Origin of the sequence: Jannaschia maritima (genome assembly GCF_030973515.1) — a bacterium.
GTDB classification, from domain to species: Bacteria; Pseudomonadota; Alphaproteobacteria; order Rhodobacterales; family Rhodobacteraceae; genus Jannaschia; species Jannaschia maritima.
In genome coordinates this window covers 17,474-36,521 of sequence record NZ_JARGZA010000026.1, presented here as the reverse complement: position 1 = coordinate 36,521, position 19,048 = coordinate 17,474, and the positions used below count along the sequence as shown (strand labels likewise).

17 protein-coding genes are annotated in these 19,048 nt (G+C 72.7%); 5 read left to right on the top strand and 12 right to left on the bottom strand.

All coding sequences use genetic code 11. The features are described from left to right. Positions 1–524 precede the first annotated feature (524 nt). On the top strand, positions 525–1,244 hold the full coding sequence (locus P0084_RS17480) for a ParA family protein (protein ID WP_308918172.1): 720 nt from the start codon (positions 525–527) through the stop codon (positions 1,242–1,244). Further along, positions 1,244–1,651, top strand: a complete 408-nt coding sequence (locus P0084_RS17475; protein ID WP_308918171.1) for a hypothetical protein — start codon at positions 1,244–1,246, stop codon at positions 1,649–1,651. Before P0084_RS17480 ends, P0084_RS17475 begins: the two co-directional genes overlap by 1 nt. Positions 1,652–1,676: 25 nt before the next feature. Here P0084_RS17475 and P0084_RS17470 read toward each other — a convergent pair whose 3' ends face one another. The 9 genes from P0084_RS17470 to P0084_RS17430 all read right to left on the bottom strand — a co-directional run bounded on the left by P0084_RS17470 (position 1,677) and on the right by P0084_RS17430 (position 10,635). Continuing rightward, complete coding sequence (locus tag P0084_RS17470) at positions 1,677–2,015, bottom strand: type II toxin-antitoxin system PemK/MazF family toxin (RefSeq protein ID WP_308918170.1); 339 nt, start codon at positions 2,013–2,015, stop codon at positions 1,677–1,679. Next, on the bottom strand, positions 2,008–2,229 hold the full coding sequence (locus P0084_RS17465) for an antitoxin MazE family protein (protein WP_308918169.1): 222 nt from the start codon (positions 2,227–2,229) through the stop codon (positions 2,008–2,010). Before P0084_RS17465 ends, P0084_RS17470 begins: the two co-directional genes overlap by 8 nt. A gap of 77 nt (positions 2,230–2,306) precedes the next feature. Then, the gene (locus tag P0084_RS17460; RefSeq protein WP_308918168.1) at positions 2,307–2,519 is read right to left on the bottom strand and encodes a hypothetical protein; all 213 of its coding nucleotides are present in this window, start codon (positions 2,517–2,519) and stop codon (positions 2,307–2,309) included. A 239-nt stretch (positions 2,520–2,758) separates the two neighbouring features. Next, a complete protein-coding gene (locus P0084_RS17455; protein ID WP_308918167.1) occupies positions 2,759–3,397 on the bottom strand; it encodes a rhomboid family intramembrane serine protease in 639 nt (212 codons plus the stop codon). A gap of 55 nt (positions 3,398–3,452) precedes the next feature. After that, positions 3,453–4,781, bottom strand: a complete 1,329-nt coding sequence (locus P0084_RS17450; protein WP_308918166.1) for a BamA/TamA family outer membrane protein — start codon at positions 4,779–4,781, stop codon at positions 3,453–3,455. Further along, on the bottom strand, positions 4,781–5,413 hold the full coding sequence (locus P0084_RS17445; protein WP_308918165.1) for a polysaccharide biosynthesis/export family protein: 633 nt from the start codon (positions 5,411–5,413) through the stop codon (positions 4,781–4,783). The genes P0084_RS17450 and P0084_RS17445 overlap by 1 nt, the downstream gene beginning before the upstream one ends. Before the next feature lie 157 nt (positions 5,414–5,570). Continuing rightward, entirely contained in the window at positions 5,571–8,096 is a 2,526-nt protein-coding gene (locus P0084_RS17440; protein ID WP_308918164.1) for a tetratricopeptide repeat protein, read from the bottom strand. A 126-nt stretch (positions 8,097–8,222) separates the two neighbouring features. After that, positions 8,223–9,473, bottom strand: coding sequence for a DUF2235 domain-containing protein (locus P0084_RS17435; RefSeq protein WP_308918163.1), 1,251 nt, complete (start codon positions 9,471–9,473; stop codon positions 8,223–8,225). A gap of 283 nt (positions 9,474–9,756) precedes the next feature. Continuing rightward, the gene (locus tag P0084_RS17430; protein WP_308918162.1) at positions 9,757–10,635 is read right to left on the bottom strand and encodes a sugar transferase; all 879 of its coding nucleotides are present in this window, start codon (positions 10,633–10,635) and stop codon (positions 9,757–9,759) included. A 498-nt stretch (positions 10,636–11,133) separates the two neighbouring features. Between P0084_RS17430 and P0084_RS17425 the strand changes: the two genes are divergently transcribed. Genes P0084_RS17425 through P0084_RS17415 form a run of 3 tightly spaced genes read left to right on the top strand, consistent with a single transcriptional unit; the run spans position 11,134 to position 14,603 of the window. Then, the gene (locus tag P0084_RS17425; RefSeq protein ID WP_308918161.1) at positions 11,134–12,117 is read left to right on the top strand and encodes an ExeA family protein; all 984 of its coding nucleotides are present in this window, start codon (positions 11,134–11,136) and stop codon (positions 12,115–12,117) included. After that, a complete protein-coding gene (locus tag P0084_RS17420) occupies positions 12,110–13,723 on the top strand; it encodes a GumC family protein (protein WP_308918160.1) in 1,614 nt (537 codons plus the stop codon). The genes P0084_RS17425 and P0084_RS17420 overlap by 8 nt, the downstream gene beginning before the upstream one ends. 16 nt (positions 13,724–13,739) lie before the next feature. Further along, positions 13,740–14,603: a CpsD/CapB family tyrosine-protein kinase gene (locus P0084_RS17415; RefSeq protein ID WP_308918159.1), complete on the top strand. Its 864-nt coding sequence runs from the start codon at positions 13,740–13,742 to the stop codon at positions 14,601–14,603. Between the two features lie 933 nt (positions 14,604–15,536). On the opposite strand, the gene P0084_RS17410 is transcribed toward P0084_RS17415, so the two are convergent. The 3 genes from P0084_RS17410 to P0084_RS17400 all read right to left on the bottom strand — a co-directional run bounded on the left by P0084_RS17410 (position 15,537) and on the right by P0084_RS17400 (position 18,977). Further along, positions 15,537–16,190, bottom strand: coding sequence for a VPLPA-CTERM sorting domain-containing protein (locus tag P0084_RS17410; protein WP_308918158.1), 654 nt, complete (start codon positions 16,188–16,190; stop codon positions 15,537–15,539). Positions 16,191–16,351: 161 nt separating this feature from the next. Then, positions 16,352–17,914, bottom strand: coding sequence for a VPLPA-CTERM-specific exosortase XrtD (gene xrtD, locus P0084_RS17405; RefSeq protein ID WP_308918157.1), 1,563 nt, complete (start codon positions 17,912–17,914; stop codon positions 16,352–16,354). 250 nt (positions 17,915–18,164) lie between these two features. After that, positions 18,165–18,977, bottom strand: coding sequence for a WecB/TagA/CpsF family glycosyltransferase (locus tag P0084_RS17400; protein WP_308918156.1), 813 nt, complete (start codon positions 18,975–18,977; stop codon positions 18,165–18,167). Between the last annotated feature and the right edge of the window lie 71 nt (positions 18,978–19,048).

The following is a 19,048-nucleotide window of genomic DNA, read 5'->3' as shown; positions in this document are numbered from 1 at the left end:
GCGGGACCGGTCCTTCGCCCCCCCGTCCACCCCCCGCACATACGTGGAGGCGCCGCTCGAGGTCGACGTGGTGGTATGCAGGACCGTTCCGACACAGGGGGTGGTGTCCGGCGGCCCGTGCGGGCGGAGCACGTTCCGAGTCTCGGACCGATCCGTTCCGCCGCTTGCCCCGGACGCCCGCCGACGGCCGTCCGCGGGCGTCCGGATAGCCGTCCGGTAGCCTACGGCTAGCGCCACGATAGCGTTCCGCTAGCTATCCGATAGCCTTCGGATAGCGTTCCGCTAGCCATCGGCTCGCGATCCCCGGCGCCGGCCTCCTCGCTACCACCACGGAAGCCAACGGTACCATGCGGCTACCACCACCCCTGGACCGTCCGGTGCCGCCGCGCCACGCCCGGGCGCGGTGGATACGCGACGGCTAGCCGCTAGCCCCTTCGGCGGGCTAGCCTTCCCCCCATGGCGCGGCCCCCGCCAGAGAGGCCCGTCCGAGGACGTACAGGCAACCCATCGCAGGAGGCATCCCCATGCCCGTCATCGCATTCGCCAACCCCAAGGGCGGGGCCGGCAAGACCACGGCCGCGCTCCTGCTGGCCTCCGAGCTGGCCTCCCACGGCGCGGACGTCACCGTGATCGACGCCGACCCGGAGCGTTGGATCTCGGGCTGGGGCCGCCTGCCGGGACGGCCCGACGCGCTTCGCGTGGTGGAGGGCGTCACGGAGGAGGGGATCGTCGACGCCATCGCCGAGGCGCAGGCGGCGGCGCAGTTCGTGGTGGTCGACCTGGAGGGCACGGCGAGCCTGATGGCGGCGCACGCGGTGGGCATGGCCGACCTGGTGGTGATCCCCACGCAGGGCGGGTCCATGGACGCGAAGGGCGCGGCCAAGACCATCCGGCTGATCCGCAACCAGGAGCGGATGCTGCGCCGCCAGGTCGCGCATGCCGTGCTGCTGACGCGGACCTCCGCCGCGGTCGCGTCGCGTTCCCTGCGTAACGTGCGCGAGCAGCTGGAAGGGGCGGGGGTGCCGCTGTTCCGGACCACGATCGTGGAGCGCGCGGCGTTCCGCGACATCTTCGACTATGGCGGTCTCCTGTCCGACCTGCCGGACGGCCAGGTCAGCAACCTGGGAAAGGCGCGCGCCAACGCGCAGGCCTTCGCGGGCGAGGTGCTGGAGCGGCTGCGCGCGGCCGACGCGGATGCGGATGCGGATGCGGATGCGTCCGCCGAGCTGGCGGGGGCGGCGTGATGAACAAGGTGCGCACCGATCTGGGCTTCGACGACCTGGATTCCGAGCCCGTGGCCACGGCGCCCGGGCTGGCGGGCTTCGACCCATCCGAATGGGCGCCCGCGCCCGGCGCCCGCCCGCGGCCCGCGCCGCAGGCGGTCCGCGAAGGCGCCGAGCGCCTGGGCTTCCGATCGCGCGAGGCGGCGGAGGGCCGGCAGGCCCCCGCGGCGGACGCCGCCGTTCCGCCCGTCCGCCGCCGCCGCACGGGCCGCAACGCGCAGCTGAACCTGAAGCTGCGCCCCGACACGATCGCCGCCTTCACCGCTATAGCCGACGGCAACGACTGGGGCCTGGGCGAAACCTTCGAGCGCGCGGTGGCGCTTCTGGAAGCGGAGCAGGCGGCGCGCGGACGGGGCGGGGCGGGGTAGGGCGGGGCGCGCGGCGCGCCCCCCCTCAGGCCGCGATGCCCAGGAAGACCGCCAGGCGGCGGTCGACCTCCAACAGGGTCGCGGCGTCCAGGCGGCCGATGCGGGGGCCGATCTTCCCGCGCGGTATCGTCACGGGCTTGTCGATCATGACATCCGACGGAAGGCGCAACCCGTTCTGAGGTCCGGGCCCGACCCGTTGCCGCGTCAGGTCGACGTCCCGGATCGCGCTGGTCAGGGGAAGCACCGTTACCGATGGGCAGTCCAGGAACGTGTCCGACTGCACGATCAGGACGGGACGGGGCTTTCCGTAATCTCCCGGCAGGGCGGCGGCGACGATGTCGCCACGCAAGGGAGCCTCAGGCATCCCAGTCCCAGTCCGGGTCCTCGTAGATCGCGGCGATCCATTCGGTGATCTCCGCCTCGTGCGGATCGTCGCGCAGCACGCGCATCTGCCGCGCGGCTTCCTCCCCGAAACCCGGCGCGCGGGTGTCGGGGACCCAGATCTGGACGGGGCGTAGGCCCTGGGCGCGCAGGGCGGCGCGGCGCTTGGCGACGCGGTCGCGGTTGGAAACGGGCATGGCGGAAACCTCCGGAGCGGAACGGTTCCGTTACATGTAACCCCGGGGTCGGAGGTCGGCAAGCCGCTACCCGATGGCTACTCGGCGGCTATCCGGATGGTATCCCCTCCGGCGTCGCGCCCTTCCTCCGCTTCCAGGCGGTGCAGGGCCCAGGCCAGGGCCGCGCCGGTGCCCAGCACGCCGCCCAGCGGATAGGCCGCCAGCGCCCACGGCCCCGCGCCGGCCGCGGCCGCCCCGCCGGTGCAGGTCAGCCCGGACAGGACACCGATCATGAGCGCGCCGAGTGGCATGGGAAAGGACCTCCACGAGAAACGGGTCGCGTCCGGGCCGTGGGGGGGCAGGGGCCCGGGACGCGATGGCGACCGTGACGGTCCGGCGGTTAAGCCCCGCTTGAGAATTCGGATCGCCTTCGCCCGAACGCGGGAAACGGACCGTTCGCGGACCGGCGACGGGCGGGCGGGGTGCGGGGAGGTGGCGGCGATGGATCCCGTGGCCGCGAAGGCGCCCCGCGCGGCCGGCGGCCCGACCGTCAGGGAGTGCGGCGCATCCGCATCGACGCCCCCAGCGCCAGGCCGGCGAGGAAGCCGCCCAGATGGGCCTGCCAGGCCAGGAGGCCGTCCTGCATGACGTAGCCCGCGACGTTCAGCACCGCGAAGAGCACGGCCGCCTGCGCCACGCGGCGGGCGTTCGGGTCGGCCCTTTGGCGCAGGGCCGCGTCGGCGCCCAGGAGGCCGAACAGCGCCCCCGACGCCCCCACCATCGGCGTGGGCCCGGAGGCCAGGGCGGCGAAGACCAGCCCGCCCGCCGCCGCGCAAAGGAACCACAGCACGATCAGGCGCCCGGTCCCCACCGCGCGCGCCACCGGCGGCCCCAGCCACGCGAGCACGCCCATGTTGCCCGCCATGTGCCAGAAGTCGGCATGCACGAAGGCGTAGGTGACGAACATCGACCACGGCTGAACCGCGTAGTTGGCGGCCCAGTTCTCCAGGAGGCCGGGCCAGAAGCCCAGGTTGACGATCAGCGCGCCCCGCCAGCGGCGCCCGTCGGTCAGCCCCAGCTCGGAGGCCTGGGCCAGCGCCTCCAGGCCGGTGCAGAGGGCCACGACCGCGCCCAGGATCCACCACGGGCCCGGCGCGTTCGGGGTGGGGTGGGGGGGCCGTGTCCGCATCGGGCGCGGCCGGAGCGCCTGGGCCATCAGGGCATGGCCGCCGTCGAGGCCTGCATCAGGGCCTATAAGCGATCGTGCGCCGCAGGCTCAACGACAGGATATTGTCGCGGGCCGTACCGTCCCCGTCGCGATCGTAGCGGTGCGCCAGCCCCAAGTTCAGCGACATGTCCTCGGTCAAGCGGCGGCTGAGATCGATGTTGATGTTGCCCGCACTGTCGTCGGCACCGCTTTGGCTCGTCTCGATATAGTTCAGGCTGGCGTTCAACCCCATCAATGGGCTCAGTTCGGTGCCATAGCCCAGGCGCAAGCTGGTGCGCTCGCGTTCGTCATCGTCGCCGTCCGATTCGATCGTCCGGACCAGGCCAATCGAGACCTGCCCGTTCCTTAGCTGCCGCACGGCGTCCAACGTGCCGACGACGCTCAGATCTTGCGATGTCCCCTCGGCCAGACCAATGCTGCCCGATAGCGTCCAGAGGGGCAGCTCCCGGCTATGGGTCAGACGGGTGGAATAACGCTCCCCGTCCTCCGTCCGGGTCGCGTCGAAGACGACGCCAACCGAGCCCGTGGGCAAATCGCGCGTCAGCCCGGTGGATAGACTGTAGGTATCGCGCGACTCGGCGGGCACGAGGACTGGCCCGTTGATCGTGAGTGACCTCTCGGCGTCTCTCTCGAAACGCGACCAGGACAGGCCCAGACTAGCGTTCCAAACCGGGTTCAGATCGAACCGGAAGCTGCTTCCCAGGCGAAACCGGTCCTCGCTTCCGTCATCGGTGTCGGGAAACCGCTGCCCTGCATAGCCCGCCGACAGCGTGATTCCGAACGGTGCTCGCCGCCTCAGTTCCAGTTCCGTCGAAAGGCCGAAGTCCAACCTAGTGCCGACGCCGTCGATCTCGTCCAGATCGAAGATCAGTCCCAGATCCGGGTCGAAGATGGGATCGAGGGTCGTCCTCAATGTGCTGATATCGATCCTATTCACGAAGGCGTTCACGCCCAGCCGGGCGTCGCGTCCCGCGCGCGCATAGCCGAAGCGCAGGCGCGGGCCGCCGACGTTGGACAGGTCGTCCTCGTTCGTGGCGCGCAGCGTCAGGTTGCCCGAGAAGGACAGCGACTGGACCGGCGTCGCGTCCGAATAGGAGAAGTCCAGCCCGACGTTCCCCGCGAGCGACGATTCGGGATCCGTCGCGCTGAGATCCGCGTTCGTGCGCGCCGTGACGCCGGTGCTGACGCCGAAGGTCAGCAGGCGGCCCGCATCCTGCCCGGCGGCGGGCAGGCCCGCGACGGCGGCGCCCAGGAGCAGGCAGGCGGCCGTGCGGGCGGGGGCGAATCGCCCCCCCGCCCGGCGCGGCGCGTTCCGCCGCCCGGCCCGTCCCCCCGCGCGTCCCATCACTCGAACAGGCGGCGCGTCGGCACGAGGATCACGTCGCCGTCGATCAGCGTGACGGTGCCGTTGGGCGAGCGGCCTTCCTGGATCGCCTGGTAGTTGATCGGATAGATCCGCTCGGTGCCGTCGGGGCCGCGGCGGCGCAGCTGGATGCGCTTGGTGGCGGCGAAGTCGGCGAAGCCCCCGAACGCCGAGATCGCCTGCAGCAGCGTCGTCCCCGGCTCCAGGGCCAGGCGGCCGGGGCTGGCGACCTCGCCCAGCACGAACACGCCGATGGTCACGGGCTCGCGTTCGATCGGATCCTCGCGCGGGCGGACCGATTCCAGGGACACGAACACCGTGGGCGGGTTCGAGAAGTTGGGCGCCAGGAGGTCGCGAACCTCGGCCTGCACGGCCGACAGCGACCGTCCCGCGGCGGAGACCTGGCCCGCCAGCGGCAGCGTGACCTGGCCCGAGGGCGCCACGAGCACGGAGCGGTTCAGCGTCTCGTCCTCCAGGACCTCGATGCGCAGGACGTCGCCGCGGCTGACGCGGTACTCGCCCTGGGCCGGGGCGGCGGTGGGGATCATCAGGAGGGCCACCAGCGTCAGCAAGGCGCGGAACAGGCGGCGAGGGGCATGCGTGAGGAAGGTCATGGTACTCCTGCGGGCGGCGGGCGTGGAATGGTCCTTGGACGTCGGCCGGCAGGATGCGCCGGCCGCGGGGGCGGGGCAACACGCCGCCGTCCCGCGCGGCCCAGGCGGCGGGAAAGCGTTGCGCGCGGGTCGCGGTGGACGGGGCCGCGGGGGCGCCTTAGTCCGCGGCCGGGGCGTCCCCGTCCGCCCCGTCCACCGCGTCCGTCGCCTCCGTCGGCGCGGCGTCCAGCTGGGCCAGGGTGTCGCGGGCCATCGCCACCTGCGGGACCTGGGCCTCGCCGAACAGCTCCAGCGCGCGCTCCAGCCGGTCGCGGGCCTCGTCCGGGCGGTCCAGCCGGGCATAGGTCATGCCGAGGTGGAAGTTCACCAACGGGTTCGACGGCAGCCCCTCGGCGGCGGGCTCCAGGTAGGACAGGGCCTCGCCGTAATCGCCGCGGCGGTGGGCGATCCAGCCATAGGTGTCCTGGAAGGCGGGCACCTGCGTGCCGCGCAGGCGCTGCGCCACGGCGCTCGCGCGCTCCAGGCTGGCCTCGTCCTCGCGGTGGGTGGTCAGGAGGCTGGCCAGGTTGTTGGCCACGACGATGTCGCCGGAATTGCTCTCGTAGAGCCCGTCGTAGACCTCGATGGCGGCGTCGAGCTCGCCCGCCAGTTCCAGCTCGCCCGCGCGCATCATGCGCAGCGCGCGGCTGTCGGGCTGGGCTTTCAGGGCCGTGGCCAGCACCTCCGAGGCCTCCTCGGCGCGGCCCTGCGCGTTGAGCTGCCCGTAGAGCAGGCGCACGGCCTCCGGCGCGCCGGGGACGTCCTCCAGGATGGCGCGCAGCGTGGCCTCCGAGCCTTCGAGGTCGCCCTCGGCGGCCAGGAGCGCGGCGTCGATCAGGCGCAGGTCGGCGCTGTCGGGGGATTGGGCGCGCAGATCGTCCAGATAGGTGCGGGCCTCCGCGATCTCGCCCGCGGCCAGGCGGGCCTGCACGATGGCCAGCACCGAGCGCGCGTCCTCGCCCGCCGCACCCGCCTGCTCGGCCAGCATGGCCAGCCCCTCCTCGCGCCGGTCCGACCGCAGCAGCAGCGCGGAGCGCAGCGAGGTCGCGGCCCGCGCCGCGGCGGGATCAGCGTCGGCGATCCGCTCCAGGTCGGCCAGGGCGGAGCGCACGGTCCCCAGCGCGTCCTCGCGCAGCGCCAGGCGGGCCGTCTCGACCAGGATGTCCACGTTCCGGGGGTTGGCCTCGCGCGCGTCGGCCAGCACGGTGCGCGCGGCCGCCGCGCGGTCGTCGTCCAGCAGGTAGCGCACGTAGCGCAGCGATTCGCGCGGAGCCGCGCCCGACACCTGCACGGCGGTGGCCAGGCGCTCGCCCATCAGCTCGCGGTTGCCGTTGCGGCCATGCGCTTCCGCCAGCAGCAGGAGCACGTCGGTCTGGCGCGGATCCTGGTCCAGCGCGCGGCGCAGGTCGACGATGGCCTCGTCGGGGCGGTCGTCCTCGATCAGCATGGCGCCGCGCAGGCGCAGGGCCACGACGTCGGTGCTGTCCTCGGCCAGGACCTCCTCCACGAGGGCGCGCGCGCCCACGACGTCGCCCCGCGACAGCAGGATCTGGGCCAGGAGGCCCTTCACGCGGCGGATCTCGGTGCCGAGCGCGGCGGCGTCCTCGGCTTCGGGGTCGCGCGCGGCCTCCGCCGTTTCCAGGGCGGCCTGCAGGGCGGCGATGGCATCCTCCGCCTCGCCCCCGTCGAAGCGGTAGGACGCCTCCAGCGAGCGGTAGAACAGCGAGTTGGCGACGTCGCCCTCGTTGGCCTCGGCCAGGCGGGCGACCTCCGCCATCGCGGCGTCGCGGCCGCGGGCCTGCTCGATCAGGCGGATCACGGCGAGGTGGCCGGCCGTTTCGCCGGTGTCGGGGCCCGCCAGCTCGCGCAGGAAGGCCTCCGCGGCGTCGAAGTCGTCGTTGCGCACGTACCAGGCGATCAGCGTGCTCTGCACCTCCTGGTTGTCGGGGAAGCGGTCGAACATGGCGCGCAGATGCGCCTCCGTGGCGTCGTCGTCGCCTCCCTGCGCCAGGATCTGCAGCTTCAGCATCTGGTAGTCGATGGCGTCGGGCCGCGCGGCGATGGCCGCGTCGATGTCGTCCAGCGCGGCCGCGGGGTCGCCCCCCTCCACCTGGTCGGCGATCACGACCTGGCGCGGGATGATGCGATCGGGCGCCTCCTCCAGGATGGCGCGGGCGCGGGCCACGGCCTCGGCCCCGGCCTCCGCGTCCTCCGCCGCGACGGCGGCGCGGTAATCCAGGCCCACGCCCACGACGCGCGCGTCCAACGTGTCCACGCCGCCGTCCACGACCATGCGGCCATGGCGCTCCGCCTCGTCCCATTGGCGCGCCTCGATGGCGATCAGGGCCATGGCGGTGCGGATGTCGAGGTCGTCGGGATATTGCTCGGACAGGCGCAGGTACTGGCCATAGGCTTCCGGGACCTTGCCCTGCTCAAGCAGGATCTCGGCCAGGTTCAGGCGGGCGTCGCGATGCTCGCCGTCGTAGCGGAACACGTTGCGGAACTCGATGGCGGCGCGGTTCAGGTCGCCTTCCTCGCGCAGCTCCAGGCCCGACCGGAAGAACTCGGCCGCCCGCTCCTCCGACGAGTTGCAGGCCGCCAGGGCCAGGGCGAGGGCGGGGATGAGCAGGAACCGGAAGGGCATGGCCGAGACGTGTCCGTTCTGGGGATGGGGCGTCGGTCCCGACGCCTAGACGGACGGCGCGGGATTGTCATGCCCCTCGCACGGGGGAGTGAACGGAAGATGAAGACGGGGCGCGGGGCGGGGCCGTCACGAGGCGGGGCGGGGGTCGTCACGAGGTGGGGCGGGGGTCGTCACGAGGTGGGCCCCCCCCCGGCCGTCCCGCCGCGCCGCCTCCGCCAGGGCCGCTTCCAGCCGCGCCAGGCTGGCGGGACGGTAGGGGCGGAAGCCGCGGCCCTTGGCCTCCGCGGCATAGCGGACGAGCACGCTGGAATGGAGCTGCGACACGGCGTCGGGACCGCGGCGGGGACGGGGGCGCATCCGGGTCAGGCGCTCGCCCCAGCCCGCGGCGGGCCGCGACCGGTTGCGCAGGGGACCGTGGGGGTTCTGCGCCGCGCGGATGGCCTGCAGCGCGCGGGCGTCGAAGCCCAGGCCCGCCGCCTGCGCCCCCTCGATCACCCAGAGCAGGCCGATGCTCGACAGGTCCAGCACGTCGCCGCCGCCGCCCACCGAGCCGTGGTCGCCCGCGAAGAACAGCTCGCGGTAGGGCGGATCGGCGGGATCGGCGCCTGCCGCGGCCGCGGCCTCGTTCAGGGCCGCGACGTTGTCCCAGCGGGTGGGCGCGAAGGCGCGGCGCGTCTCGTCGAGGGCCACGGCGTGGCGCGCGGATTCGACCATGCTGGATAGGGCCGCGTCGTGGAAGCGGTGCTTGCGCGCCGTCCAATGGCCCAGCACCGGCACCGAGGCCGGCACCCCCAGCGCGCCCACGCTGTCCCACACCCCCAGATAGCGGATGCGCAGCACGGCCGCGTCGGGGTGTCCCTCGGTTCCCCGCCACAGGCGCTCCGCCTCGGAGGTGGTGACGCGGGTGGAGATGCGCGCGCGGAAGGCGTGGCTGGCCTCGCTGCCCGGATGGGTGTCCGGATCGTCCAGGGTGCGGTAGCGGGCCACGGCTTCGGGGATGCGGTGCAGCGCGTCGCGGTCGACGATGCCCGTGGACCGGATCAGCCCCACCAGCGACCGCGCCGTGTAGGCCCCGCGGGAGAAGCCCAGCACGAAGATCTCGTCCCCCGGCTCGTGCAGGAACACCAGGTGGCGATAGGCCTCCACCAGGACGTCCATCAGCCCCAGCCCGAAGGCGCCCCCCAGGACCGCGTCGGCGCCCCGGAGCCAGCGGGTCGGCCCGCGCCCGGTGCCCACGCCCTGCACGTAGACGGGGACCTGCGCCACGCCCACCGGATCGACGGGCCGCATCGCCTGGGCGAAGCGGACCACGTTGGTCGGCGTGGCGCTGTCGGACCGGTTCCAGGTCCCGTCGCACAGGATCACGATGCGCTTCATGGAGGGCCCTTCCGTTTTCCGTAAGGGAAACCCCGGCGGGACCGGCGGCGCAAGGGGGACGTGCCCCGGGAACCGGGGGCGGGGATCCCGTCCGGGGTCGCGCGCCCGGCCCGTGCGCCGCTCCCCCCTTCGGCGGCGGTGGACGCGGCCCGGCCGGTCGCCACGGAGGCGGCCCCGTCGGCGGTGGTCTCGTGGAAGGGCCCGGGCGGGATGGCGGGCGGTGCGCGGCATCCGCCCCAGGTCGCCCTCCCGGCCCCGCGGGCCGATCGTCCGACGGGTCCTACTAGTGGCCCGTGCCCCGCAGCACGACGCGGATGGTGGCCAGCAGGATGCCCAGATCCGTGGGCAGCGACAGGATGCGGTTGTACACGGTGTCGAACTTGGCGCGGTCGGCGAAAGTCGACGCGTTGCGGTCCGAGATCTGCCACAGCCCCGTGATGCCCGGGCGCAGCTGGAAGTAGTCGCGCCCGCGGTACAGGCGGCGCTGCGACACCATCATCGGGCGGGGCCCGACCAGGGACATGTCGCCCGTCACCACGTTCCACAGCTGCGGCAGCTCGTCGAGCGACGTCTTGCGCAGCAGCCGCCCGATCCGCGTGATGCGGGGGGCGGCCAGCAGCTTCTGCTTGCTGTTCCATTCGGCCCGCGCGGCGGGGTCGGTGCGCAGATGCGCTTCGAGCAGGGCGTCGGCGTCGCAGACCATCGTGCGCAGCTTCCAGATGCGATACACGCGCCCCCCCCGCCCGATGCGGTCCTGCCCGTAGAAGGGCTGCCCGCCGTCGCGCATCACCAGAAGCGCCAGCAGGCCTATGATCGGCGCCACGATCGGCGCGAAGGCGAAGACCAGGATCAGGTCCAGCGCCCGCTTGACCGGGGAGCGGTAGAGGCTGGACCGCACGGGCCGCGCGGCGTCCGCGGACTCGTCCTGCAGCATCCGGTCGAGCGCGGCCCCCGCGGCGCCGCGGATGGCGGGCCGCCGCACGGGGGCGGGAAGGCCGCCGACGGGGGAAGGGGCGGTCGGCGAGGGTCGGTCGGCGGGGGAATCGCCCGCCGCCACGAGGACGGGCCCGGTCGGATGGATCCCGTCGGCGGCGATGCCGCCCCGCGCGGATACGTCCCGAAATACGGTCGTCTGCGCGTCGTCCGTTCGAACTGTCATCATGTAACCACTAAAACTACGAGGAAAATTCGTGCCTATCTCTACGGGCCGACACCTAGTGGCTGTCGGAGCCCAGGTCCACATCTAACCCGGCTTTCGACACCGGAGGGCCCGATTTCCGCCGGCCGCCGCGCCGGATCGGGGTCGATCGTCCTCCGAACGCGGCTTGTTCGGGCATTCCGCCGGGATTGTCGCCGGTTCCGCGACGCGGCGATGGCGGAACCGTGATCGGCGGGCGCGCGCGCGGGCGCCCGACCGCGGCGACATCGTGGCGGCGCCTCGCCCCCCAAGGCCCCCCGCGGGCGACGATGGCGTCCCGCGCGCGGCCGTCGTCGCCCGCGGCCCGGGGGGCGGGAGGCCGCGACGGCTTGCCCCGAGGGGTCCGGCCCTATAGCTGACGGTCACAGGGGATCGGGGGCGGCCGCGATGGCGGGACGCCCGCCGGTCCCGTTTGGTTTGGTATAGGGTGGCTGCGGACAGGGCGGCGGACGTCTCGAGGATATGGCCAGAACTTCCGACATCTACTGCGATCACTTCGGGCTGTCCGAGCGGCCGTTCAGCCTCGTGCCGGATCCGACCTTCCTGTTCTGGGGCCGGTCGCACAGGCGCGCCTTCACCGTGCTGGAATACGGCCTGATGACGCGCGCGCCCATCACCCTGCTGACGGGCGAGGTGGGGGCGGGCAAGACCACGCTCCTGCAGCACCTGCTGACCCGCATCGAGGACGACGTCACCGTGGGCCTGGTGTCGAACGCGCAGGGCGACCAGGGCGAGCTGCTGCGCTGGGTGCTGCACGCCTTCGAGCAGCCCGCGCCGCCGGAGCGCACCTATGTCGACCTGTTCGCGCAGTTCCAGGACTTCCTCCTGGACGAGTACGCCGCCGGACGCCGGGTCATCCTGATCTTCGACGAGGCGCAGCACCTGGGGCGGAGCGCCCTGGAGGAGCTGCGGATGTACACCAACATCAACTCCGTCAAGGACGAGATCCTGCAGTTGATCCTGGTCGGCCAGCCGGAGCTGCGCGACGTCGTCGCCCGGCCCGACCTGACCCAGTTCGCGCAGCGCGTGGCGGTGGGCTTCCACCTGCCGGCGCTGTCGGCCGAGGACGTGGCCGACTACATCGCCCACCGCATGGCGGTCGCGGGCGGCGCGGACGACACCTTCGAGACGGGGGCCACGCTCCTGATCCACGATCGCACGGGGGGGGTGCCGCGGCTGGTCAACCAGCTGTGCGACTTCGCGCTGCTCTATGCGTTCACGGACGGATCGGACCGCGTCACGGAAGGGATCGTGCGCCAGGTCCTGGACGACGACGTCTTCTTCGGGGGACGCGCCAAGCGCGACCCGCTGCGCCTGATCGATCCGGTCGTGCCGGAGGGCGCGCCCAAGGGTGCCGCGCCGGAAGGCGCGCATGGGGGTGCCGTGCCGGAAGGCATGCATGGGAAGGTCGTGACCGAGACCGGCAAGGGGGCCCGCGATGCCTGACGTCCGCTTCTACCTGTCGCTGGTCCTGCGGCGCATCCACTACGTGCTGATCCTGACGATCCTGGGCCTGGCGGCGGGGTTCACCGTGGCCGAGCTGCTGCCCGAACGCTACGTCGCGTCGGCCCGGCTGGTGGTCGAGTCCGAGCAGATCCCGGGCGACCTGGCCGCCACGACCGTGCGCACGGAGGCTTCCGAGCAGCTGCAGATCATCGAGCAGCGGATCCTGACGCGCGACCGGCTGCTGGACATGTCCAACCGGCTCAACGTCTACGACCGCCGCCCCGGCGAGGCGCAGCCGCTGCGCCCCGACGAGATCGTGTCCGACCTGCGCGGGCGCATCGGCATCCGCACCCGCGGCGCGGGGCGGAGCGGGCAGGCCACGCTGGTCGACGTCAGCTTCCAGGACGCGAACCCGCGCCTGGCGGCATCCGTCGCCAACGAGGTCGTGACCCTCATCCTGCAGGAGAACGTGGCGATGCGGACCGGGGTGTCCGGCCAGACGCTGGAATTCTTCGAGCAGGAGGTCGAGCGCCTGGACGGCGCCCTGGCCGAGACCGGCGCGCGCATCGCCGCCTTCCAGGAGCAGAACCGCGACGCGCTGCCCGACAGCCTGGAGTTCCGCCGCAACCAGCTGACCTCCGGGCAGGAGCGCCTGCTGGAGATCGACCGCGAGGTCGCGCGCCTGCGCGACCGCCGCGACAACCTGGAGCGCCTGTACGCCGCCACGGGCGAGCTGGGCGGCGGGGCGGACGCCAACCTGACCCGCGAGGAGGTCGAGCTGCGCGCCATGCGCGAGGAATACGCCGCCAACCTGTCCGTGCTGTCCGAGCAGAACCCCCGCATGCGCGTGCTGCGCCAGCGCATCGACGGCATGGCCGCCATCGTCGCCCGCCAGCGGGCGGACGCCGCCCGCGCCGTGGCCGAGGGCGCGAGCGAAACGGCTGACGCGCCGGTGCCGCTGACCGCCTACGACATCCAGTTGGCCGACATCGACCGCCAGCTGGAGTTCCTGGACCAGCAGCGCACCCGCCTGCAGGGCCAGCTGGAGGAGTTGCAGGCCACCATCGCCGCCACGCCCGCCAACGCGCAGACGATCAACGCCCTCCAGCGCGACTACGAGAACGTGCGCAGCCAGTACGACGAGGCCGTCGCCAAGCGCGCGCGCGCGGAAACGGGCGACATGATCGAGGCGCTGTCCAAGGGCGAGCGGATCTCCGTGATCGAGCAGGCGATCGTCCCGCGCGAGCCGTCCAGCCCGGACCGCACCAAGCTGCTGGCCGCGGGCGGCGGCGGCGGGCTGCTGCTGGGGCTGGGGCTGATCGCGCTGCTGGAGCTGATGACGAGCGCCGTGCGCCGCCCCGTCGAGCTGGTCGACAAGCTGGAGATCACGCCGCTGGCCACGCTGTCCTTCATCCGCACCCGGGGCGAGATCCTGCGCCGCCGCGCGCTGATCGGCGCGGCCTTCGCCACGGCGATCCTGGTGGTGCCGGCGGGGCTGTGGGCGGTGGACACCTACTTCATGCCGCTCGACCTGCTGGCGGAACGCGTGATGGACCGCCTGCCGCTGGACCGCCTCCTGGCGGTCATCGACACGGCCGGCCTCTAGGGGGGAGGAGGGCGCCATGGAACGCCTGCAAGTCGCCATCGCCAAGGCCCGCGCCGCGCGGGACGGTGCCGCCGCCGATCCGGACGCGGTGGCGGCGGAGGCCCCGCGGACCCGCCCCCCCCGGCGCGCGCCGGACGTCGCGGCGCCCCCTGCCGCCGAGGGCGCGGGGGCGGAGGCCTGGGACGCGATCCCCCGCTTCACGCCCGACGCCAAGCTCCTGGAACGGGGGCGCATCGTCACCGCCACGGGCGGCCGGCAGAGCACCGAGTTCGACAAGCTGCGCACCCGTATCGCCCAGCAGATGCAGGCCAACGGCTGGACCCGGATGGCGATCACCTCGCCCGGGCCGGGCTGCGGCAAGAGCACCATCGCCCTGAACCTGAGCTATTCGCTGACGCGCCAGGACGCCGCCCGGATCGTCCTGTGCGAGATGGACCTGCGCCGCCCGTCGCTGGGCCGCCTGACCGGCGCGCCGACGGACCGCGACTTCACGGAGGTCCTGCGGGGCCGTGCGTCCTTCGCCAGCCAATCCGTCCGGTTGGGGGACAACTTCGCCGCGGGCTTCGTACGGGGCGCCAAGGGGGGCACGGCCGAGCTGCTGCAGGCGCGCTCCACCGCCGAGGCCCTGGACCGCCTGCAGGCGGAGTACCAGCCCACGACGATGGTGTTCGACACGCCGCCGCTGCTGGTCAGCGACGACACGATCGGGCTGGTAGCCCATGTCGACTGCGCGATGATCGTCGCGGGCGCCGGGACCACCACCATCGCCGAGATCGACACCTGCGAGCGCGAACTGGCCGCGCAGGTCCCCGTGCTGGGCGTGGTGCTGAACAAGTGCAAGCACACGGGTCCGCAGACCTCCGACTACTATTACTACTAGGTTTCCGCGCTCCAGACCGCGCCGGCGAACGGCGTCGGCCGGAACGGCGAGGGGGCGACGGCCGGGTGGCCGGTCGACGCGGCCCGGAGGCCCGGGCGCGGAACCGGCCGGCGCCGGGTGGACGACCGATGCGATCACCGTCGATGTGGATCGGACGCCATCTCGCCACGGCATGGCGGGCGATCCCGTCGATGGACGGATCGGCGTCGATAACGCGGGGCGTTCGTCCACGGATCCCGGAACCCCGTTCGAACGTCGCCGCGCAAAGCGTTGATGAACGGTTCGAAGACACATGAAGTTCGCCGCATAAGCCCTACGGTTCGGTCTCCCCGATCCCTCGGAGCGGATGGGGGTCGTATCGACAGGTGCCCAACCTCCCCCTCAATTGGGATGTCAGTCGGAGCCCGAGCGTGCGTGGAGCGGAGGTCCCCGACATCCCGCTTGCGGAACGGGGCCAGGATCGGCGGCGGGATGACCTGTCATGGGACGCGCGAGGCGCGCGCGGACGGGCACGCCGCAGGCGGCAGGGCAGCTGCCTGATCGCTCTCGCGGCGTCCGCGTCCTTTCCGCATGAGGTCCGTACCGCCGCGTCATGCTCGCGCTTACCCCCGGGGGAGGCACCCGTCCGCCGAGGATCGGCACGAACCGGGACGGGCATGCGGGGTGGTTTCGGGGCCTGTCACCTCCATGCGCGCCCGAGTGCGACGCGGCCCCGTCCCGTGGCCCGGGCAGGAAGGGTCGTCCGGGGGCGGGATGCCGCCCTCGGTCAGGGCCCGAAGGCGATGGAGCGTACTGGATCGGGTGACGAGGAAAGACGGCGCCGTGGTGGACGACCGTGCCGCACCGATTCGGACCCCAACGACACGAACGAGAAGGGGCGGCCCGATGGACCGCCCCCGTGACGCGAATGCGCCGTATCTCGATAGGCGTCGCTTACGCGGCGGCCTTCCGGCGGCGGGCGACGAAGGCCATGCCACCCAGACCGGCCAGCAGCAGCGGCGCGGCGGCGGGCAGCGGGATCGGCGCGATGGTGTTGAAGGTCACGTCGACCAGCACGTCGCTCGCGATGTTGGTGCCCGGCGCTTCGAAGAAGCGGATGCCGAAGACCTGGTTCGCCATGATCGTCGTGGCCGAACCGGGGAAGAACTCCGCGCCGTTCGACGTGTTGTCGCCGGCAACGCCGCTCGTGTTGACCGGATCGAACGAGCCCACGCCACCGACGGACGAGCCGTTGACGAGCAGCTCGAAACGGACGTTGGCCAGGTCGGCACCGTTGCTCAGGCCGTTGCCGGTGATCGAGAAGGTCGGGACGGTGATGTTGTCGGTCGCCGTGAAGCCCAGGAAGACTTCGTCGACGCCGCCCGTCGCCACCAGCGTGTCGTTGGACCCGGCACCGGTGGTGCCCGCCGTGATGGTGCCGTCGGCGCCGCCGACGGAGATCACCGTCGTCGCCTGCGCGGCCGTGCCCATCATCAATGTAGCGGCGGCCGCAGCCACCATAGCTTTGATCGAAATCGTCATGCGTAACTCTCCATCTTCACAAAGATCACCGCTCAGGAACGACGATCCAATCCAGGCCTTTCCCAAGGCGTTAACCGATTCTTTACCGCCGTGCAAGCCACTTACGTCCCCGCGCGGCCGGTCCCATCGCATAGGGAGAAGGCCCGGAACCGACCCGTTGTTCCCGACAATCCGCGACATTCCGCCCATACCTTGCGTAAACCGCACCGGCGCCGGCGCTGTGCTCGTCAGAGTTCGGGCACGAAGCGGGGCAGGACCTCGACCGTCTCGTCGAAGACCGCGCGCAGACGGGCCTCCGCCGCGGCGTCGTCCTCGTTCGGGTGGATGCGGGTCAGGATGCGCACGAGCGCGCCGTCCGTGCGGCCCGCGGTGATGCCCGACCAGACCAGTTGCATCTTCGCGGCGAAGTCCCAGGCCGTGTGGTGGCCGTGCTGCGCGAACCAGTAGTACACCATCATCCGCGCCTCGCCCTTCTGGATGATCGCGCGGTTGATGTTGAACGCGTCGTCCCGGCCCGCCATCGTCGGCGCGAGGTCGACGCGCTCCAGCCACGCGATCTCCCAGCCCGAACCGGGCAGGCAGATCTCGGGCGAATGGATGCCGCCCTTCGTTTGGTCCTCGTAATAGGCCATGAACAAGCCCACGGGCGCGGCCGCGTCCGGATGGACCAGGTCGATCGAGTGATAGTCGTCCGCGCCCAGGGCCGCGGCGACCTCCGGGGTCAGGGCCAGGGGCGCGCCCGCGCGCCATTCCCCCAGCGCGGTGGGGAACAGGACGAACGGCTCCCGGTCGGGGGCCACGCGCTCCGGCGGGGGGCTGACGAAGAAGGCGGCCGCCCCCGCCACGACGGCGACGGTGCCCGCGATCAGCGCGGGCGACGGGCGCACCAGGCGCACCCGCGCCATCTGCGCGGGCAGGCCCGACATCTCCAGGTCCAGGGCCTCGGGCAGGGTCATGGGCGAGCGCTGCAGCTTCAGCATGGCCCAGGCCAGGAGGAACAGCAGCACGACGCAGATCAGGAAGATCACCCAGCCCTCGAAGAAGTGGGTGAACCCTTCGAGCCATTCGATGCCGAAGCGGTTGGCGATCCAGCCGCCGAAGGCGATCCGCACGGAGTTCATGACCACCGTGATCGGCACGGCCGCCAGCAGCAGCACCGCCTTGTGCCAGACGGGCCCGCGGTAGAGGCACGCGAACACGTAGGAGAAGGACAGGATCGGGAACAGGTAGCGCAGGCCGGAGCACGCCTCCGCGACGTGCAGCTTCAGGACGCCCAGGTCGATGATGTTGCCGTCCAGGAAGACCGGTACGTCGATCAGGCGCAGCATCCACACGCCCAGCTCGGAGCTGATGGCCTGCAGCACGGTGGATATCTTGTAGTACAGCACGCCGGGCAGCGGCAGCATGTAGACGAGGTGCAGCACGCCCGGCCAGAACTGCTTGCCCGTGGACCAGCCGAACGAGATCAGGATGGTCGCGCCGACCCACAGGATCAGCGCGTAGGCCACGATGTCCTCGATGTTGGCGACCTTGCCCACCGCGCCCAGGGCCAGAGCCACGATCAGCAGCGCGACGCCGGGCCAGCGGTCCGAAACGGGGCCGTGGTTCTCCGGCACGTCCTTGAGCTGGCGCAGGAACAGCAGCGCCGACAGAACGGGGATCAGGGGGCCGTGGCTGTATTCGGGCAGCTGCCAGGCGCGCAGGAGCGCGTCGATGCCGTCGCGGAAGAAGAACGCCGCCGCCAGCACGGACAGCACCAGGAGCGCCACGCCCGGGGTCGCGAAGCGCATCGGCCCGGACCGGGAATCGGGGCGGACGGACGTCTCGGCGGATCGGTCTGCGAATGACATGGGCGCACCTAAGGGTCGGGGTCGTCGATTAAGGGTCGGTTCGTCAATAATCCGTAAACATGGCCCCCTCCCGTCCCCGGCGCAACGGCGCGGCGCGCGCGGGGGACGACGCGGAGGCGGGGGGACCGGAGCGTCGGGCCTGCCCCCTACAGCACCGGGGGGCGCATGACAAATCGCGGATCCGGCCCGCTCAGCCCCGCCGGGCGGCGCGGGCGCGGGCCGCCAGCCCCGGCAGCACGGCGAAGCAGGCCGCATAGCGCGCGCCCAAGCGGCGGGGGTCGCGTCCCAGGCGCCAAGCCCATTCCATGGCGATGCGCCGCGTCCAGACGGGTGCGCGCACCTGATGCCCCGCGACGAAATCAATCCCCGCGCCCACCGACGCGAAGCCCCAGCCGGGCAGGCGGGACGCGGCGCGGGCGGCGAAGCGTTCCTGCCGGGGCGCGCCCAGGGCGAGGAAGCACAGGCCGGACGCGGACGCGGCCCCCAGCGCGGCGATCGCGTCGTCCGCGCCGGGGCCTTCGGGGTCGAAGCCCATGGGCGGCGCGATCCGGACCGCGACGCGCAGGCCGGGATGGTCCGCTTCCAGCCGCGCGGCGGCGGCGTCCAGCACGTCCCGCGTGGAGCCCAGCAGTGCGACGGGCGCGCCCGCCGCCGCGGCCGCCGCCGCGAGGGGCGCGACCAGCTCGGATCCGGGGATCAGCTCGACCGCGCGGCCCGCCAGGCGGTGCAGCCAGACGACGGGGTTGCCGTCCGCCACGACGTGGCCGTGCGCCGCATAGGCCGTGCGGAACGCGTCGTCCGCGCGCAGCTTGACCAGATGGTCCAGGTTCAGCGTCGCCAGGGTGAAGCCCCGCCCTGCGGCCAGCCGCGCGCCCAGGTCGTCCAGGAGCGCCGACCGCGAGGCCACGCCGACCGCGATGCCGCCGGGCGGGGCGGGGGCGTGGAAGGACAGGCCATCGGGGGCGAGGGCGGAGCCGGAGGGCGGGGCGGAGGGCGCGCTCATGGACGCCCCCCTAGCACCGCCCGGCGGGACGGGGAACGCGGCGCGGACGGATCCCCGCGCCGCCGGCGGGC

Coding starts and splice junctions, on each gene's coding strand:
- P0084_RS17420 (WP_308918160.1), top strand. CDS start 12,110: ATGCCTGACGTCCGCTTCTACCTGTCGCTGGTCCTGCGGCGCATCCAC.
- P0084_RS17445 (WP_308918165.1), bottom strand. CDS start 5,413: ATGACCTTCCTCACGCATGCCCCTCGCCGCCTGTTCCGCGCCTTGCTG.
- P0084_RS17425 (WP_308918161.1), top strand. CDS start 11,134: ATGGCCAGAACTTCCGACATCTACTGCGATCACTTCGGGCTGTCCGAG.
- xrtD (WP_308918157.1), bottom strand. CDS start 17,914: ATGCGCTTCGCGACCCCGGGCGTGGCGCTCCTGGTGCTGTCCGTGCTG.
- P0084_RS17450 (WP_308918166.1), bottom strand. CDS start 4,781: ATGGGACGCGCGGGGGGACGGGCCGGGCGGCGGAACGCGCCGCGCCGG.
- P0084_RS17435 (WP_308918163.1), bottom strand. CDS start 9,473: ATGAAGCGCATCGTGATCCTGTGCGACGGGACCTGGAACCGGTCCGAC.
- P0084_RS17465 (WP_308918169.1), bottom strand. CDS start 2,229: ATGCCCGTTTCCAACCGCGACCGCGTCGCCAAGCGCCGCGCCGCCCTG.
- P0084_RS17430 (WP_308918162.1), bottom strand. CDS start 10,635: ATGATGACAGTTCGAACGGACGACGCGCAGACGACCGTATTTCGGGAC.
- P0084_RS17460 (WP_308918168.1), bottom strand. CDS start 2,519: ATGCCACTCGGCGCGCTCATGATCGGTGTCCTGTCCGGGCTGACCTGC.
- P0084_RS17400 (WP_308918156.1), bottom strand. CDS start 18,977: ATGAGCGCGCCCTCCGCCCCGCCCTCCGGCTCCGCCCTCGCCCCCGAT.
- P0084_RS17475 (WP_308918171.1), top strand. CDS start 1,244: ATGAACAAGGTGCGCACCGATCTGGGCTTCGACGACCTGGATTCCGAG.
- P0084_RS17480 (WP_308918172.1), top strand. CDS start 525: ATGCCCGTCATCGCATTCGCCAACCCCAAGGGCGGGGCCGGCAAGACC.
- P0084_RS17470 (WP_308918170.1), bottom strand. CDS start 2,015: ATGCCTGAGGCTCCCTTGCGTGGCGACATCGTCGCCGCCGCCCTGCCG.
- P0084_RS17455 (WP_308918167.1), bottom strand. CDS start 3,397: ATGCGGACACGGCCCCCCCACCCCACCCCGAACGCGCCGGGCCCGTGG.
- P0084_RS17440 (WP_308918164.1), bottom strand. CDS start 8,096: ATGCCCTTCCGGTTCCTGCTCATCCCCGCCCTCGCCCTGGCCCTGGCG.
- P0084_RS17415 (WP_308918159.1), top strand. CDS start 13,740: ATGGAACGCCTGCAAGTCGCCATCGCCAAGGCCCGCGCCGCGCGGGAC.